The organism is Microbulbifer maximicatervae (SeqCode), from assembly GCF_052467505.1.
In genome coordinates this window covers 3,191,443-3,207,829 of sequence record NZ_CP174313.1, presented here as the reverse complement: position 1 = coordinate 3,207,829, position 16,387 = coordinate 3,191,443, and the positions used below count along the sequence as shown (strand labels likewise).

General features: G+C 50.7%; 18 protein-coding genes and 2 tRNA genes. 19 read left to right on the top strand and 1 reads right to left on the bottom strand.

Annotated elements, in window-relative coordinates:
- The first annotated feature begins 22 nt into the window (after positions 1–22).
- The 18 genes from ruvB (at position 23) to ACJJIN_RS14140 (ending at position 13,886) form a co-directional block, all read left to right on the top strand.
- The gene (gene ruvB / locus ACJJIN_RS14225; protein WP_413664411.1) at positions 23–1,042 is read left to right on the top strand and encodes a Holliday junction branch migration DNA helicase RuvB; all 1,020 of its coding nucleotides are present in this window, start codon (positions 23–25) and stop codon (positions 1,040–1,042) included.
- A gap of 12 nt (positions 1,043–1,054) precedes the next feature.
- Positions 1,055–1,459 carry a tol-pal system-associated acyl-CoA thioesterase gene (gene ybgC, locus ACJJIN_RS14220; RefSeq protein ID WP_282934233.1) on the top strand — a complete coding sequence of 135 codons (405 nt, stop codon included), beginning with the start codon at positions 1,055–1,057 and terminating at the stop codon, positions 1,457–1,459.
- Positions 1,460–1,463: 4 nt separating this feature from the next.
- On the top strand, positions 1,464–2,153 hold the full coding sequence (tolQ, locus tag ACJJIN_RS14215) for a protein TolQ (RefSeq protein WP_413664412.1): 690 nt from the start codon (positions 1,464–1,466) through the stop codon (positions 2,151–2,153).
- Between the two features lie 20 nt (positions 2,154–2,173).
- Positions 2,174–2,605 (top strand): protein TolR, encoded by a 432-nt coding sequence (gene tolR / locus ACJJIN_RS14210; protein ID WP_282934232.1) that lies wholly within the window; start codon positions 2,174–2,176, stop codon positions 2,603–2,605.
- A 7-nt stretch (positions 2,606–2,612) separates the two neighbouring features.
- Entirely contained in the window at positions 2,613–3,407 is a 795-nt protein-coding gene (tolA, locus tag ACJJIN_RS14205) for a cell envelope integrity protein TolA (RefSeq protein WP_444895170.1), read from the top strand.
- Positions 3,404–4,699, top strand: coding sequence for a Tol-Pal system beta propeller repeat protein TolB (gene tolB, locus ACJJIN_RS14200; RefSeq protein ID WP_444895169.1), 1,296 nt, complete (start codon positions 3,404–3,406; stop codon positions 4,697–4,699). Before tolA ends, tolB begins: the two co-directional genes overlap by 4 nt.
- 99 nt (positions 4,700–4,798) lie before the next feature.
- Complete coding sequence (locus ACJJIN_RS14195; RefSeq protein WP_444895168.1) at positions 4,799–5,287, top strand: OmpA family protein; 489 nt, start codon at positions 4,799–4,801, stop codon at positions 5,285–5,287.
- Between the two features lie 18 nt (positions 5,288–5,305).
- A complete protein-coding gene (gene ybgF / locus ACJJIN_RS14190) occupies positions 5,306–6,145 on the top strand; it encodes a tol-pal system protein YbgF (protein ID WP_444895167.1) in 840 nt (279 codons plus the stop codon).
- Between the two features lie 106 nt (positions 6,146–6,251).
- A complete protein-coding gene (queE, locus tag ACJJIN_RS14185; RefSeq protein WP_108731832.1) occupies positions 6,252–6,911 on the top strand; it encodes a 7-carboxy-7-deazaguanine synthase QueE in 660 nt (219 codons plus the stop codon).
- 35 nt (positions 6,912–6,946) lie between these two features.
- Positions 6,947–7,624 carry a 7-cyano-7-deazaguanine synthase QueC gene (gene queC / locus ACJJIN_RS14180; RefSeq protein WP_282934224.1) on the top strand — a complete coding sequence of 226 codons (678 nt, stop codon included), beginning with the start codon at positions 6,947–6,949 and terminating at the stop codon, positions 7,622–7,624.
- 132 nt (positions 7,625–7,756) lie between these two features.
- Positions 7,757–7,832, top strand: a tRNA-Lys gene (locus ACJJIN_RS14175).
- Positions 7,833–7,937: 105 nt separating this feature from the next.
- Positions 7,938–8,013: transfer RNA gene (locus ACJJIN_RS14170), tRNA-Lys, on the top strand.
- Between the two features lie 393 nt (positions 8,014–8,406).
- A complete protein-coding gene (locus tag ACJJIN_RS14165) occupies positions 8,407–8,574 on the top strand; it encodes a hypothetical protein (RefSeq protein WP_444895166.1) in 168 nt (55 codons plus the stop codon).
- Positions 8,575–8,667: 93 nt separating this feature from the next.
- Positions 8,668–9,402 (top strand): hypothetical protein, encoded by a 735-nt coding sequence (locus ACJJIN_RS14160; protein ID WP_444895165.1) that lies wholly within the window; start codon positions 8,668–8,670, stop codon positions 9,400–9,402.
- A 261-nt stretch (positions 9,403–9,663) separates the two neighbouring features.
- Positions 9,664–9,819 carry a hypothetical protein gene (locus ACJJIN_RS14155; protein WP_444895164.1) on the top strand — a complete coding sequence of 52 codons (156 nt, stop codon included), beginning with the start codon at positions 9,664–9,666 and terminating at the stop codon, positions 9,817–9,819.
- 45 nt (positions 9,820–9,864) lie between these two features.
- Positions 9,865–11,058: a hypothetical protein gene (locus ACJJIN_RS14150; protein WP_444895163.1), complete on the top strand. Its 1,194-nt coding sequence runs from the start codon at positions 9,865–9,867 to the stop codon at positions 11,056–11,058.
- Positions 11,059–11,329: 271 nt separating this feature from the next.
- Complete coding sequence (locus ACJJIN_RS14145; protein WP_444895162.1) at positions 11,330–12,169, top strand: hypothetical protein; 840 nt, start codon at positions 11,330–11,332, stop codon at positions 12,167–12,169.
- Between the two features lie 160 nt (positions 12,170–12,329).
- Positions 12,330–13,886, top strand: coding sequence for a hypothetical protein (locus tag ACJJIN_RS14140; RefSeq protein ID WP_444895161.1), 1,557 nt, complete (start codon positions 12,330–12,332; stop codon positions 13,884–13,886).
- A gap of 171 nt (positions 13,887–14,057) precedes the next feature.
- Here the strand turns inward: ACJJIN_RS14140 and ACJJIN_RS14135 are convergent, their stop codons facing one another.
- Positions 14,058–15,155 (bottom strand): NAD(P)/FAD-dependent oxidoreductase, encoded by a 1,098-nt coding sequence (locus ACJJIN_RS14135; protein ID WP_444895160.1) that lies wholly within the window; start codon positions 15,153–15,155, stop codon positions 14,058–14,060.
- Positions 15,156–15,317: 162 nt separating this feature from the next.
- On the opposite strand from ACJJIN_RS14135, the gene nadA reads away from it, so the two are divergent.
- Positions 15,318–16,370 (top strand): quinolinate synthase NadA, encoded by a 1,053-nt coding sequence (gene nadA, locus ACJJIN_RS14130; protein WP_444895159.1) that lies wholly within the window; start codon positions 15,318–15,320, stop codon positions 16,368–16,370.
- Positions 16,371–16,387: the final 17 nt, after the last annotated feature.

Below are 16,387 nucleotides of genomic sequence, written 5' to 3'. Positions count from 1 at the left end.
CTGAGGCCCTGGAGTTGTTGCAATGATCGAAGCCGACCGTTTGGTGGCACCGGAGCCCGTGGGCCCCTCGGGCCAGGAAGAGCAGTACGACCGCGCCGTGCGCCCCAAAACCCTGGATGATTATGTGGGTCAGCCAGTGGTGCGGGAGCAAATGGAGATCTTTATTCAGGCTGCCAAGCTGCGAAAAGAGGCCCTGGATCACACCCTGGTATTCGGACCGCCGGGGCTGGGTAAAACCACCCTGGCAAATATCATCGCCGCCGAAATGGGAGTGGCCATTAAGACCACCTCGGGCCCGGTACTGGAGAAGGCTGGCGATCTGGCTGCGTTGATGACCAACCTGGAGCCGGGGGATGTGCTGTTTATCGATGAGATCCACCGCCTCAGCCCCCATGTAGAAGAGGTACTGTATCCGGCGATGGAAGACTACCAGCTGGATATTATGATCGGCGAAGGACCTGCGGCACGCTCCATCAAGCTAGACCTGCCACCCTTCACATTGGTGGGAGCCACCACGAGGGCGGGCCTGCTTACCTCGCCACTGCGGGATCGCTTCGGCATCGTCCAGCGGCTTGAGTTCTATAACGTTGAGGACCTCACCAGTATTGTCCGTCGCTCCGCTGGCCTGATGGGAGTGGAGATGGATGAAGGTGGTGCTCTCGAAGTTGCCCGTCGAGCTCGGGGTACCCCCCGAATAGCCAACCGCCTGCTGCGCCGCGTGCGCGATTACGCTGAAGTTAAAGGTGATGGTGCCGTGGATTCCGGCATTGCCGATGCCGCTCTTAATATGCTCAATGTGGATTCCCGTGGTTTCGACCAGCTGGATCGCCGTATGCTATTGGCCATGATCGAGAAGTTTGATGGTGGACCGGTGGGGGTGGATAGTCTCGCTGCAGCAGTCAGTGAAGAGCGGGATACTCTGGAAGATGTGTTAGAACCCTACCTGATTCAGCAGGGTTATATCGCCCGTACACCGCGAGGGCGAGTGGCAACCGGCCTGGCCTACGAGCACTTCGGCCTGCCGAAGCCAGATAATAAGTAGAGAGAGGATGGGGTGAAGGAAGTTTTCAGTATCCCGCTGCGGGTTTATATCGAGGATACCGACGCAGGTGGTATCGTTTATTACGTCAATTATTTGAAGTATATGGAGCGCGCGCGCACAGAACTGCTGCGCTCCCTCGGGTATGATAAGCCGGCGATGCCAGAACAGGGTCTGTTACTGGTGGTGCACTCCGCCGAGATTCAGTATCGAAAGTCCGCACTTCTTGATGATGCATTGCGCGCTACGGCCTCGATTGGCAAACTGGGGCGGGCCGCAGTGACTTTTGAGCAAAAAATCTGGCGCGGCGATGAGCTAATTTGCGAAGGTGTGGTCAAAGTTGCTTGTGTCGCTGACGACAGCCGCAGGCCCTGTGCCCTGCCGGAACCTATTTATTCAGCATTAAAGGCAGTTATTTAAGAAGATGAACGCCGGTGAACAACTTTCTCTTTGGGGGCTAATCCAGAACGCCAGCCTGTTGGTACAGTTAGTAATGCTGCTGCTGTTACTGGCCTCTGTGGTGTCCTGGGTGATGATTATCCAGCGCGGGCTTTACCTGTCCCAGGCCAAGCGCTCCCTGAACAATTTCGAACGCCGCTTTTGGTCCGGTGCCGACCTGAACAAACTCTTCCGCGAAGGTAACGAACGAGCGGAAAAAGGCAAGACGGATGGTGTTGAGTCCCTTTTCCGCGCCGGTTTTACCGAGTTTACCCGCCTGCGCCAACAGGGCAGCAGCGGCCCTGAAGCGGTGATGGAAGGCACTGAGCGGGCCATGCGTGTGGCTATGTCCCGGGAGCAGGAAAAGGTGGAAATGAACCTGCCGTTCCTGGCAACCGTAGGCTCTGTCAGTCCCTATATCGGCCTGTTTGGCACCGTGTGGGGGATTATGAATTCCTTCCGTGGTCTCGCCACTATGCACCAGGCCACTATTGCCACGGTCGCACCCGGTATCAGTGAAGCGTTGGTGGCTACGGCTATGGGCCTGTTTGCAGCAATTCCTGCGGTGATGGCTTTTAACCGCTATTCCGCCAAGGCGGAGTCGCTGTTGTCCAGCTACGAAACTTTCGCCGAGGAGTTTTCCTCTATCCTGCACCGCAAAGTGCATTCCGGCTGAGTAGTGAATAGGCGAACCCTATGAGTGTGTTTCGCAAGGGAACCAAAAAGAAGCTGGTCTCCGAGATCAATGTGGTGCCCTACATTGACGTAATGCTGGTGCTGCTAATTGTCTTTATGGTCACGGCACCATTGTTGATGCAGGGGGTCAAAGTCGACCTTCCAAACGCGCCCTCGGCGCCGATGGAGGAAACCGATGAGGAGCCGCTGATTATTTCTGTGCGCTCCGATGGCACCTATTACCTAAATCTGGGGACTGACGAGAAGAGCGCCAAGCCGCTCGCAGAAATTAAACAAACGGTCGCTAAGGTATTGCGTCAAAAGCCGGGAACCCCGGTTTTGGTGTGGGGTGACACCGAGGCCCGCTACGGCCTGATCGTCAATGCCATGACCGAACTGCAGCAGGCGGGAGCGCCCAGCGTCGGCCTGGTGACAGAGCCACCTCAGGGGTAGGGTGCCGGTGAATAAAGGCTTTTATGCATTGGCGATCATCATCAGCCTCGTGTTACACGGGGCGTTGATAGCTGCCATGACCTACGGCTGGGAAGCCAGCAGTATGCCCGAGCGCAAACCGATGCCAAAGTTTGTGCAGGCCAAGCTGGTGACGATTGAAGCGGCAACACCGAAGAAGAAACTGCCGAAAAAGGTCGATAAAATAAAACAGCGTGCCGATCGCGCTGCGGAGCAAAAACGCAAGGCTGAGGTCGAACGTAAGCGCCGCGCAGCCCTGGAGCAGAAGAAAAAGCTCGAAGCGGAAAAGAAGCGCAAGGCGAAAGCCGAGGCTGACCGGAAGGCACAGGCAGAGAAGGCCCGTCGCGAGAAAGAGCAGCAAGAGAAGGCGCGCAAAGAAAAAGAGCTGAAGGAGAAGCTGGCCCAAGAGCGCCAGAGTTCTTTTGACGAGGCCCTCCAGGGTGAAGAGGAACTGCTGGATGCGAATGAGGCCGAGCAAGCGGTGATGTCCGTTGGCCAGGCGATCCAGCAACAAATTGAGGCGGTATGGAGTCGCCCGCCCAGTGCCCGAAACGGTATGCTTACCAAGGTGAGAATAAACTTTGTCCCCACCGGCCGGGTGGTGGCAGCTAATATCGTCGAGGGCAGTGGTAATGCCGCCCTGGATCGCTCGGTACTGACCGCTATCAAAAAAGTGGAGGTATTTCCCGAAGTGGCCGACCTGGCCCGGGAAGAACCGGTGGTATTTGAGCGGGAAGTCCGCACAACTATTTTGAACTTTAAAGTCGAAGATCTGCGCCAATGATCAAGAGTTTACTTAAGACAGTCGTCATTATTGCAATCGCCTCGGTGAGCCTGGGGGCCCGAGCCCAGCTGGTGGTGGATATCACCAGCGGTATCGATGACCCCACACCGATCGCTGTGTCCCCATTCAGCTGGTCTGGTGGCGGGGTACTGGCGGAAGATGTTTCCGGGATTATTTCCTCAGACCTTCGCCGCAGTGGCCTTTTCTCCCCGGTGCCCAAGGAGGACATGCTGTCTTTCCCCAAGGCCCCGGAAGACGTGGTATTCCGCGACTGGCGTATCCTCGGCACTGAGTACATAGTGACCGGCCGCATTGAGCCGCAGGCCACCGGTTACCTGCTCACTTTTGATCTGGTCAATGTTTTCGGCCAGCACAAGATGTTCACCAAGCAAGTGCGCGGCGGCCAGACCCAGCTGCGGGATATCGCCCACCGCGCTGCCGATGAGATCTTTGAAGCTATCACCGGTATTCGCGGTGCCTTCTCCACGGAAATGGTGTACGTGCAGGAAGAGACCCGTGGCGGCAAGCCCAGCTATCTGCTGATGCGTGCGGATATCGATGGTGCTCGCGCCAAGCAGATCCGTCGTTTCAGCACGCCGGTGATGTCTCCCATGTGGTCCCCCAATGGCCAGGAGCTCGCCTACGTCTCCTTTGAAACCGGGCGTCCGGCAATTTTCCGCGAGAACCTGCGCACGGGTGCGCGCAAGCAATTAACTAACTTCAAGGGCATCAACAGTTCGCCGACCTGGTCCCCGGATGGAACCAAACTGGCGATGGTGCTCTCCAAGGACGGCAACCCGGAGATCTACGTGCTGGATCTGGTCAGTAATAAACTGACAAGAATGACAAGGCACTTCTCCATTGATACCGAGCCGAACTGGATGCCAGATGGTAAATCACTGGTTTTCACCTCCGATAGGGGAGGGAAGCCACAAATTTACCAATTGACTCTTGCCACTGGTCAAGTCGACCGCTTAACCTTCGATGGCGATTACAATGCGCGGCCCCGTGTTTCTCCCGATGGAAAGACACTGGTGATGGTGCATCGTAATAGGGGCGTATTTACCATCGCTACGATGGATATCAACTCGGGCAGAGTGCGTGTCCTTACGGAGACTACGCTGGACGAATCCCCTAGTATCGCGCCGAATGGGGCCATGTTGATGTACGCTACCAAACGTGGGGATAAAGGTATTCTGGCAGCGGTGTCGCTGGATGCTGGGGTGAAGTACAACCTGCCCTCTCAGAGGGGTGATGTCCGTGAACCGGCCTGGTCGCCGTACTTTGAATAAGGCGGGGATGCCCGACGCGTTTAAGCGAAGGGTGTGAATTAGAGCAATTAGAAATCTTTCAGGATTTTCGATAACACTATATATAAAGCGGAGTAGCTTATGTTGAAATCAGTAAAAACAGGCCTCGGGTTAGCCTGTGTATTGGCAGTAATGGCTGGTTGTAGTAACACTAATACTAGCGACAGCACTGGGGAAACTGTAGATCAGGCAGATCAAACTGTGGTTGAAACCACTGATTTTGAGACTACCCCAACCGAGACAGTGGCACCTCTTGAAAACGTAGTTTACTTCGATTTCGACCAGTCTCTGCTGAAGCCCGAAACCCGTGAACTGCTGATCCGTCACGCTGACCGTATGCGCGCTGCCGCCGGTTCTGTTCGCTTGGAAGGCCACGCTGACGAACTGGGTACTCGCGAGTACAACCTGGCTCTGGGTGAGCGTCGTGCCAATGCCGTTCGCGACTTTTTGGTACTGCAAGGCGTAGACGCAGCTAACCTGGAAGTAATCAGCTACGGTGAAGAGCGTCCAGCTCAAATGGGTTCTAACGAATCTGCCCGTGCGATGAACCGTCGCGTTGTTATTAACTAATCGTAAAAATGGATGCCAATGGCTTTAACGATTAGAAAACTAGCGATCGCCGCAGCAGTAATGACTGTGGCATCGCCAGTATTTTCCCAGGCCCCGATTGTAGACCTGTCTTCTAAAAGCCAGGACCAGTTGACCATTACTTATACCGATGAAGTGGAAAGCAGTGCTCCGACACAGCTCGCCCGTGCCGGTATGTCACCACCCCGAGCCCAGGGCAACCCCCAGGCCGAAGCCTACTATCAGATGCAGGTTTTGCAGCAGGAAGTGCGGGAGTTGCGTGGCACAGTTGAAGAGTTGCGCCATGAGATCAAGCGTCTCAAACAGCAGCGTACCGAAGATTATATGGATCTGGACCGGCGTATTGCACGCCTGAGTGGTACAGAACCAGCGGCTCAGCCGCCGTCTACCGCTGAAGGCGGTGCTTCGTCCATGCAAGGGCAGGGGGGCTCAGCAATGCCGCCTAAACCCCTGGGCCCGAAAGACGGCAAGAGCGAGCGCGACCGCTACCAGGCCAGCTTTGGCTTGGCCCGCAATGGCGATTACGGCGGCGCCAGTGAAGAGTTCAAAAGCCTGTTGCAGGACTTCCCCAATGGTCAGTACGCCCCGAATGCGAATTACTGGTTGGGTGAGATTGCACTGGTTCAAGGCAACCTGGAAGAGGCTCGGGAGTGGTTCGTAGCCCTCCTCGACGGTTACCCGAATTCCAGTAAAGTCTGGGATGGCCGCTACAAGCTGGGTACTGTTTATCACCAGCTGGGCGACCAGCAAAAAGCCCGCAACCTGCTGGAGCAGGTGGCAGCCAGTGACGCCAGAGCGTCGAATCTGGCGAAGAAGTATCTGCAGGAGAACTTCCAGTAGCCTTCCGCCGCTTCTGACTGTCATCGCTGGTTTTTTGAGCAGAAAAAGCCTATGATCCCGCGCCCGGGTGGCATGTGCCACTCGGGCGTTTTTGTGTTGGGTGTGTATGACCGATCTTTCCAAAGAATCACTCAGAATCAGTGAAATTTTCTACTCCCTCCAAGGAGAGGCGCGAGAGAGTGGCCTTCCTACGGTGTTTGTGCGCCTGACGGGCTGCCCGTTACGCTGTACCTATTGCGACTCCGAGTACGCCTTTTACGGCGGCGAGCGCATGACGCTGGAGCAGATTTTGCAGCAGGTGCAAAGCCATCCCGCTCGCCATGTGTGCGTTACCGGTGGTGAGCCCCTGGCCCAGCCCAATTGTTTCCCCCTGATGAAGGCGCTTTGCGATGCGGGCTATGCGGTGTCCCTCGAGACCAGTGGCGCAATGCCTGTGGATAAAGTGGATGAGCGGGTATCGAGAGTAGTCGACCTGAAAACGCCGGCCTCCGGGGAGCAGCACCGCAACCGTATGGAGAATATGCAAGTACTCACTCGCCAGGACCAGATCAAGTTTGTGATCTGTGATCGCGGGGATTACGACTGGGCTCGATTCACCCTGGATCAGTACCGCATACCTGAGCGGGTTGGAGAAGTGCTTTTCTCCCCCAGTTACGAGCAGCTGCAGCCGCGCCAGCTAGCTGAATGGATACTGGAGGATGGGTTACCGGTGCGTATGCAGATGCAAATGCACAAGCTGTTGTGGGGCGACATCCCAGGCGTATAAATCGCCGCTGCGCCACATCAAGAAAAGAGGAAAAAATGACAGCAAAGAAAGCAGTAATCTTGCTATCCGGAGGCCTGGACTCAGCCACCGTACTGGCTATGGCTCGCGCTGAGGGCTACGAGTGTTACGCCTTGGGCTTCGATTATGGCCAGCGTCACGAGGCAGAACTATTGGCTGCGCAGAAGGTGGCGAAGGACTTGGGGGCCGTTGAGCACAAGGTGGTTAAGCTCGACCTGCGCTCAATCGGCGGATCGGCGTTGACCGATGACTCTATCGAAGTACCCGAAGAGGAAACCTCCGGTATTCCGGTGACCTATGTGCCGGCGCGAAACACGGTATTCCTATCTATTGCCCTGGGCTGGGCAGAGGTGCTGGGCGCCCAGGATATTTTTGTGGGTGTGAACGCCGTGGACTACTCCGGCTATCCGGATTGCCGCCCGGAATATATTGAGGCCTACGAGAAGATGGCCAACCTGGCGACCAGAGCCGGTGTCGAGGGCAATAAGCTGTCTATACGTGCGCCGCTGATGGACATGAGCAAGGCGGATATTGTTACCGAAGGAACCCGCTTAGGGGTGGACTACAGTTTAACTGTGTCCTGCTACCAAGCCTTGCCAGATGGCGCTGCCTGCCGTCGCTGCGACAGTTGCCGCCTGAGGGCTGCCGGCTTCACAGAGGCCGGCCTGGAGGACCCCACGGTCTACGCACCTTAATTGGCCGTTGGCGCCAATTTTTTGAACAAATACCTAACTCCTTAAATTTGTTAGATTTTTTTTTGAGTTAGGTATTGTCTTTTCGAAATAGATCCGTAAGATACGCAGCTCCTCACAACGAGGCATCGAAAAGGGTCGTTAGCTCAGTCGGTAGAGCAGTTGGCTTTTAACCAATTGGTCGCTGGTTCGAATCCAGCACGACCCACCATTTTCGACAGGGATGCCCAAGGCAGCCCACCTAGTTTTTACACTTCTGCGCGAAGGTAAAAACAACCCAAGTTGGACCATTACCAAGTTAGTCCAACCATCCTGGGGGTCGTTAGCTCAGTTGGTAGAGCAGTTGGCTTTTAACCAATTGGTCGCTGGTTCGAATCCAGCACGACCCACCATCTCTCTTATTTCCTCAATGTTTATTTTTGTAGATTTTGCTCAAATGCAAAGATCTTGTGTTTCTGTTTTTCTACAAACCTTTTTCCCAGTTCTTGGGCACTTTCTTCCTATAGATGCCTTTACGTTTGCTACTAACAATTAATGGGCCTTTGATTTGCGTCTTGGCACAGTGGCTAGGGATCTCCAGCTAACTGATACTAAGGGTTTTGCTACTGAGAATAGCGTCGCGCTTTTTGAAGGTGCTATCTCCTCAAGTTTTCCGGGTCACCAATTAAGGTGAATGGTGCTTGCCTCGATGTTGCGGGTTTGATTTCTGAGAAGTGCGGTTCGATCTGTGTAGGTAAAGGAGCTGGTTTAACGCGAGATATTTCTACCAGGTAAGGATTGCCGAAATGAAAACCGTAACCCCCATAGTTGCCGCCATCTGTTTGGTGGCGGTTAGTCACTCCTCTTTTGCGAATAATAATTCCTCCATTGTTGAACAAAATGGTATTGGAAATAGTGCTATGTCTGATCAATCCGATAGCACGGTTAATTTTAGCCAGGTAATACAGTCCTAGGCTGGTGATGGTAACCAGGCCGTCGCTGACCAATACACGGATGCAGCAGTAACGACGATAATTCAAACCCAGATAGGGGATGGGAATATTGCGATGTCAGAGCAGTTCAACAATATTACCAATGTGCAACTTGAACTGCTCCAGTCAGGTAATGCCAATACGGCAATGACTCGTCAAGGGAGCAATGTGACAGACAGCAGTATGACTGTGCAACAAGTTGGGAATATGAATCTGGTTGATAATAATTTCCAGGGGCTTGGGGGTACTACGGCAAGTACCATGACGATAAATCAGCAAGGAGACATGAACACGGTCGGGCCCAGTTTTGCGTTGCAGCAGCAGGCACTGAACTCTACTTTGATTGCTACTCAAATAGGGCAGATGAACCAAATGGATGTCAATCAAAACTTTGTTATTAGCGATAGTACAATGATTGGTATCCAAGATGGCGTTGGCAATGTTGCGGCCTTGGATCAGATAGGTTCAGTTAGCTTTCTTTTGATGGAGTTATTGCAATTGGGTAATGACAATACGGCACTCCTGGAGCAGGAGTTTACGGTTGAGAATTCAACTATGATTGTCGACCAATTTGGTGATATGAATATTTCTACGCTGGATCAAGGAAATGCTTTCTTCACCAGCGCTACAGTGTTGCAGACCGGCGACTCCAATGATGTAAATATTGATCAGGACAATATCACTATGGGTGTGGCCTCAATATCCCAAACGGGTACATCGAATGTGCATGTTACCTCTCAAGCGGGTACCGCCGAGACAGCAATAGCGACACAGTCTGGAGTAAGTAATACCGGCACAATTTTACAGTAGTAGTCAGTTCTTTGATTTCTGTGCTGCTAGGTTCTGATCTGTGTGGCACAGAAATTTAATCCCAAACTTTGTTCCTAGTTTTTCCCCACTTCCTTCTTATAGCTGTATCGCCGCTTATCGTTAACTCTTACCCAGTAGTTGGTCGGCCCATGATCAGCGATTTGAGAATAGTTTCTAAATATTCAGCCGTTCATTATCGCAAGTGACCTTGTGCCAGTGCATGTCAATTCCTCTTGGGGTTTGTTGTTCGCATAATTGCCTGTGTCAATTTTATTGCCTCAGCGCTCGAGTTTGGCGAGCTTTAACACTTCTTTGGGGATACTGCTGTTTGGAGTAGGGATGGCGCTAAATTGGATTCTGCGCATGCCTTACGCCGGCATGCCTATTGGTATCGATGTTGTTGATGAGGCCCTCTAAGTTGAGTCCCAAGAAAAGCTTGAATAGTTAATGAAGGATTGAATTATGAGGAAGTTGAAGCCTGTAGCTCTAGTTATATTGGCCGCAGTGAGTGGAAGTGCGATGGCCAGTAATAATACGACGTTAATAGATCAGCAGGGAGTGGGTAATACAGCGAACGCCAATCAGGTTGACCCTACGGCTATAGGGAATCTGATAGATGTCACCCAAATTGGCGATGCAAACTCTTCGTCATCGACCCAGGCGAGCGATGCCGTAAGTAATACCATGACCCACTACCAAGAGGGTGATGGGAATATGGCCGAATCTTTCCAGCAGTTTATGACTGAGTCCAGTTCGTTGGAAATTAACCAGATTGGGAATAATAACGATACGACAGCGGAGCAACTTGAGTCACTTGGTTCTACCCAGGAACTAAATCAAGCTGGGGAAATGAACTTTATGACCATCACCCAGACTGATACTGAAGCATCCAGTATCGCGGTGACTCAAACTGGGGATATGAATGATGCGATCATAATGGGGCAGGTATTCGATATTTTGGGAAGTGATGTCATCCTAAATCAAATTGGCGATGACAATATGGCCCAGATTTCCCAGCAGAGTGTTGTTGAATTTAGCTCTGTGTCAGCAGATCAGCTTGGCAACCAGAATAACTTTGATAGTGAGCAATTAATGGGGGTTTTTAACTCTACCGTTACTGCTATTCAGTCAGGCGATATGAATGATATCGAGTCCGATCAGGAAAATGGAGTTACTTCAAGTACGGTCCTTATTACCCAAACCGGTACCAGCAACTTTGGTGGGGCACTACAGCAGAATGGTGTTGCTAATAGTACTGTAAGTGTGACTCAAGTAGGGGATGGAAACTTTGGTGGCGGCGTTCAGGATACTGGTATAGATGCCAGTGTTGGTATAGTGAGCCAATCTGGCACTGCGAATATGGGCGTTACCCAGCAAGCTGGGGGAACTTCTTTTGCCTCTGCAACTGTTACTCAGTTAGGGTCAATGAATGATGCGACGTTGGGGCAAATTACTGGCACCTCAGTTACGGGCTCCATATTTCAAAATGGCACCAGTAATATTGCCGGTGTGCTCCAACAGGGAAATATGCTCAGTGTGGCGACAACTACTCAAATCGGTGATTTGAATCAACATACAACATCGCAAATGCTAGATTCACAAACTGCAATCGCAACGCAAAATGGTACTTCCAATATTGGATTTATTTTTCAATAGATTTAATTGGGGCTTTGCGATATCAGTATGAATATCGGCAGTTGTCGTGTATCTGCAAAGTCCCAGTTTTTCTTTTGTGTTTTATTCAGTCCTATGTTCGAGATAAGAGCGATTTTTTTAGGGAGTTATATGTTCTCTTCCTATTGACTCTCTCCTGTCTGGTTTGGCTTTTAACTCTAATTTGAATTGACTTAGATTATTTTCTGGGATGTTTTGCTACGCCTGGAGTTTAAACAGAAGGGGTGAGATCTATGTACAAGGGATTAGTTAAATGAAAATTTGGACTTCAGTTACTGCAATAGCTGCACTCACTTTTAGTGGCCATTCTATGGGCGGCAATAATACGACAGATATTGATCAGGATGGTGTTGGGCATCTGGCAACAGTGGACCAGTCTAATCCGACCAGTACCAATAATACAGTCTCGATAACTCAAACTGGGGATTCCCACCAGGCAACTGTTTTGCAGGGTACCCTTACAGATTTGAACTCGGGCACGATTGAGCAATCGGGATTGATGAACGAAGCAATCCTGGAACAAATTGCAGAAGTCTCTGAGAGTACGGCTCTAATTATCCAGTCTGGCGATGGTAATTTGGGTTGGGTGGTCCAGGATGATTTTGTTGAAGCTGGTAGCGCCACTGTTATCCAGTCCGGTTCAAATAATGAGGGTATTGCAGCCCAGGTGGATGTGGGGGGAATACAGGGTACTGTCGCTGTTACTCAGAATGGGACAATGAACTTTGCACTGGCGCTCCATGAGGATTTTGCGCTCAACAGCACTGGGATAATTAATCAACTTGGAAGTGAAAATAGTGCCGAGTTATTTCAGGGGGACCTAACTGAGTCAAGCTTTATCAGCGTCGAGCAAGATGGAACTCTCAACGAGGCATTGGTAGGGCAGGGCTTTGCTCTTTTCTCCTCTATTACCACCTTCCAGAGTGGTGATATGAATTATGTAGAAGTCACTCAGTTGGGACTAAGTACTGGATTGGCCACTGTCTCCCAGATAGGTTCTTCCAATATTCATGTCACGACACAAACAAATGATGGGCAGGTGGCTATTGCTAGCCAAGTGGGGGGGGGTAATACGGGAAGCATTATGCAGTAGAATTTCAAGGTTATAAAATTATGCCTGTATTTATTATTGTTAATTCATAATTTTTAATTGTAATTGATGATGCTAAATAGTTATGAATTCCTCGTTGTCCTTGTGAGAAAGTCCCCTGCTCAGTAGTTTGGTCGGTAATTTGTGTGAAAAGGAGTTTGCTATGAAGTTTATGAAGCCATTGGCTGCGACAGTGTTGGCCGTGATTCACTGTGGGGCTTTAGCAGACAGTAATGTCAGTAGTGTCTCCCAACAGGGGTCTATGAATACGGCCACAATTGATCAGTCTGATCCTTCGGTTACAGATAATCAGATTGTGGTTATTCAAGATGGAGCTGGAAATGTCTCTGATGCGGAACAGGTGAATAATACAACCAATAGTGTGATTACACACATACAAATTGGAGATAACAATGAGGCAGCTTCGATTCAGGATATAAATGTTAATGCAGCCAACAATACAATTAATCAACAGGGGGATATGAATCAGGCTGAGTTCATGCAGGAGAATACAGTTGAATCATCCAGTTTAACGGTCAACCAATTTGGCAATTCCAACGATGCGGACCTTGATCAGGAGGAGGGAGTTACCCAGAGCTTGGTGTCGATTACTCAAACAGGGGATATGAACGACGCAGTGGTCCCGCAAGGAGATATCGTGAGTAATAGTTCTGTGGTCGCAACCCAGTCGGGAACTGATAATGAATTTGAATCCAGGCAGGATAACCAAGTTAGTTTCAGTAGTGTAATCTCATCTCAGGTGGGCTCAACAAACAGAGCCGAATTGGAGCAGGAAGACTTAATTGATACCAGTACGATTAGTGGTGTTCAAAATGGTGATATGAACGATGCAGATGGACAACAGTCGATCGTAATTTCGGCTAGCACTATTATTGTTAATCAAGTTGGCGATGATAATGTTTTAGATGTCGATCAGTTTAGCAATATCACTTCATCCACCGCGACTATTATACAGCTGGGCTCTTCAAATGATGGTGATATAGTCCAGGCTTCAGTTGTTGATTCGTCTACCGCGAGCATTTTTCAATCTGGTGCAAGTAATCAGGCAGACGTAGATCAGGGTGATGAGATTTCAAATAGCTCTATCATTGTTACCCAAAACGGTAATGACAATGGAATGTTTGTAGATCAGGAAGACCTGGTTTCCCAGAGTTTTATCACTATTAACCAGACTGGCGATAATAATGAAGCCGGGGTAAGTCAAGAGGGAGACGTTTCCTCAACAGCCGCGACTGTTATACAAAACGGTAGTATGAATGAAGTAGATATTAGTCAAAGTAATTTTGTAGACTCTTCAACATTGACGGTATTTCAGGGTGGTTCCACTAATATGGTGGATGCTGAACAGGACGAATTTATTAGTAATAGTGTGATTGATATCACCCAATCGGGAACGGATAATACCGCTGATGTTGAGCAAGATACATTGGTTGACCTGAGTAGTGTGACTACTTTGCAAGCTGGCACATCAAATTTTCTGATGGTGTTACAAGCGGATGTCACATCATCCAATATCACCATTACCCAAGATGGAAATATGAATACGGTTGATGTCAGCCAAGCTGGGGTTTTCAGTAGCGCCAGTACCACCTCTCAAACGGGTACTTTAAATACTCATACCACCACTCAAGTGAATGATTTACAAACCGCACTGGCAACACAGCTGGGTACGGGGAATATGGGTATGATTATTCAGTAATTCGGACTGTAAAAGCTAAGGGGAAAGAATACCCTGGGGTTTATATTGAACCTGATGTAGGTAATTGGTAGATAAATACTATTTCTACTTTATCACTTCAATAGCGTATTCTCTCTGCTTTCGTTGTGATTGATTGAGTTAAACAGAATTTCTCTTCAAGTGGATAAATAATTAGCAAATCATTTTTACAATTACTTCTCCGAGGTATAGTGAAGAGGTCAGTCCGGGGGATTCAATTCCAAAAAATGCCACTAACTGAGATTTATCCGATAGGCTTTTGTGATAAATCTGGAAATCACCAGCGGAGTGGCCCCTGCGTACAATTTTGGAGCGAATGCCCGCATAGCCAGGCCGTAAAGTATTCTTTGATATTCCAGGCCAGTAGCGACGGATGTTGTCATAAAATGTATTTAGTTTACTCGGATCCACTTGGTAGTTAATGGACTCGACCCATTCCACATCTGGACCGAAGCGCGCCCCTCCGGCCAAATCCAGAGTGAGGTGAATACCCAGACCGGCACTTTCAGGTAGAGGGTAAATTAAGTGTGAAAAAGGCACCTTACTTGACTGGGTAAAGTAACTGCCCTTAGCAAAATACGTGGTGGGAATTTCTCGTTTTATAACTTCGCTATTTATCGTCCCCACTAGCGAGCTTGTGTGGAGGCCTGCGGCCACAACTAGATTGCAGGTTTTCAGTTTGTAGCCATCCTCCATCACGAGTTGGCAAGTGCCGCTGGATATTTCAATTCGCGCAACTTTGCTCGCAAGTATAACTTCTCCTCCCCTGGCTTCCATGGCACCCTCAAGGGCTAGCATCAGGCTGTGGCTATCGATAATGCCGGTCGTCGGAGAGTAAATGGCACCGGCACATTGTAATTCCGGCTCCATAGATCGGGCTTCAGAGGCGCTTAGTAATCGAAGTCCGCCAGCGTTATTAGTATCCCCCTGATTTTTGAGGTCTCTCAATTGCGCAAGCTGTGCTTTATCGGTGGCGACTACCAGTTTGCCGAGCTGCTTATGGGGCACCGCGTATTCTTGGCAGAATTGATACAGTATGGATTTACCGTTTACACAGGCGCGGGCTTTCAAGCTGTCCGTTGGATAGTAGAGGCCTGCGTGAATGACCTCACTACTGCGAGCGCTGGTTTCGGTTCCAATGGCACTGTGTTGTTCCAGCACCATCACTTTGTGGCCAGCCCGGCTCATCTGGTAGGCGCAGGCAAGTCCTAATACCCCAGCCCCGACTATCACTGTATCCAATATCTCCATAGCGGTCCTGCTGCCGAAATGTGTACTTTCTGAGGTGACCAGGTTGAATTCCTTCGGCCTATTTTGCCTGTAACGCCAGATTAAAATTGCTGTCGAAAGGGTGCGTGGTGGTGTCGTTTCATTGCGCTATAATGCGCGCTTTTCCGCGACTGGAAGTTAGTCATGACTCATAAGTCCATTGCCGCAGACAAGGTAGATTCTCGCTCTTTGGTGCAAGCGCACCTGGCGGAGCCGGTAATGTCTCAATATAGCGAAGAAGAGCTGCAAGAATGGCGCGAGCGCATCAAGCGCTTGTTGAAAGAACAGAATGCAGTATTGGTCGCACACTACTATACCGACCCTTTGATTCAGGCCCTGGCAGAGGAGACCGGCGGCTGCGTTTCTGACTCATTGGAAATGGCCCGTTTTGGCGCTCAGCACTCGGCCGATACTCTGGTAGTGGCCGGGGTAAAGTTTATGGGTGAGACCGCTAAGATCCTTACCCCGAACAAGAAAGTACTGATGCCGACCCTTGAGGCAACCTGCTCCCTGGATCTCGGCTGCCCCCCACAGGAGTTCTCTGACTTTTGCGATCAGCACCCGGACCGCACGGTGGTGGTTTACGCCAATACTTCTGCTGCGGTAAAAGCCAGGGCGGACTGGGTGGTGACTTCGAGTATTGCGCTGGATGTAGTGGATCACCTGGATGCCAATGGCGAAAAAATCCTTTGGGCACCTGACAAGCACCTCGGCGGCTATGTCCAGCGGGAAACCGGCGCAGACGTACTGTTATGGGACGGTTCCTGTATTGTGCATGAAGAGTTTAAGGCCAAGGGGGTTGAGGACTTAAAGGCCCTCTATCCGGATGCTGTGGTTCTAGTGCATCCTGAATCTCCCGCCTCTGTGGTAGCCCTGGCCGACGTTGTGGGTTCTACCTCGCAGATTATTAATGCTGCCAAGACCCGCCCAGAGAAGCGCTTTATTGTGGCTACCGACCAGGGCATTTTCTACAAGATGCAGCAGGAGTGCCCAGACAAAGAGCTAATGGTGGCGCCAACCGCCGGCGCTGGAGCCACTTGCCGCAGCTGTGCTAATTGCCCCTGGATGGCGATGAACTCTCTGGAGAACCTCTGCGGTGTACTGGAACGCGGGGATAATGAGATCTTTGTGGACCCGGAACTGGGGCGCAAGGCGATGATCCCGCTGCAGCGGATGTTGGATTTCCGCAAAGGTTAGCTCTTGAGGGAGCGGCG

What these genes read in the sequence shown, in the direction of transcription:
- tolB (WP_444895169.1), top strand. Translation starts at nt 3,404, where the DNA reads ATGATCAAGAGTTTACTTAAGACAGTCGTCATTATTGCAATCGCCTCG.
- ACJJIN_RS14135 (WP_444895160.1), bottom strand. Translation starts at nt 15,155, where the DNA reads ATGGAGATATTGGATACAGTGATAGTCGGGGCTGGGGTATTAGGACTT.
- tolQ (WP_413664412.1), top strand. Translation starts at nt 1,464, where the DNA reads ATGAACGCCGGTGAACAACTTTCTCTTTGGGGGCTAATCCAGAACGCC.
- nadA (WP_444895159.1), top strand. Translation starts at nt 15,318, where the DNA reads ATGACTCATAAGTCCATTGCCGCAGACAAGGTAGATTCTCGCTCTTTG.
- ruvB (WP_413664411.1), top strand. Translation starts at nt 23, where the DNA reads ATGATCGAAGCCGACCGTTTGGTGGCACCGGAGCCCGTGGGCCCCTCG.
- ACJJIN_RS14160 (WP_444895165.1), top strand. Translation starts at nt 8,668, where the DNA reads ATGTCAGAGCAGTTCAACAATATTACCAATGTGCAACTTGAACTGCTC.
- ACJJIN_RS14165 (WP_444895166.1), top strand. Translation starts at nt 8,407, where the DNA reads ATGAAAACCGTAACCCCCATAGTTGCCGCCATCTGTTTGGTGGCGGTT.
- ACJJIN_RS14145 (WP_444895162.1), top strand. Translation starts at nt 11,330, where the DNA reads ATGAAAATTTGGACTTCAGTTACTGCAATAGCTGCACTCACTTTTAGT.
- queC (WP_282934224.1), top strand. Translation starts at nt 6,947, where the DNA reads ATGACAGCAAAGAAAGCAGTAATCTTGCTATCCGGAGGCCTGGACTCA.
- ACJJIN_RS14195 (WP_444895168.1), top strand. Translation starts at nt 4,799, where the DNA reads ATGTTGAAATCAGTAAAAACAGGCCTCGGGTTAGCCTGTGTATTGGCA.
- ACJJIN_RS14150 (WP_444895163.1), top strand. Translation starts at nt 9,865, where the DNA reads ATGAGGAAGTTGAAGCCTGTAGCTCTAGTTATATTGGCCGCAGTGAGT.
- ybgF (WP_444895167.1), top strand. Translation starts at nt 5,306, where the DNA reads ATGGCTTTAACGATTAGAAAACTAGCGATCGCCGCAGCAGTAATGACT.
- tolR (WP_282934232.1), top strand. Translation starts at nt 2,174, where the DNA reads ATGAGTGTGTTTCGCAAGGGAACCAAAAAGAAGCTGGTCTCCGAGATC.
- queE (WP_108731832.1), top strand. Translation starts at nt 6,252, where the DNA reads ATGACCGATCTTTCCAAAGAATCACTCAGAATCAGTGAAATTTTCTAC.
- ACJJIN_RS14140 (WP_444895161.1), top strand. Translation starts at nt 12,330, where the DNA reads ATGAAGTTTATGAAGCCATTGGCTGCGACAGTGTTGGCCGTGATTCAC.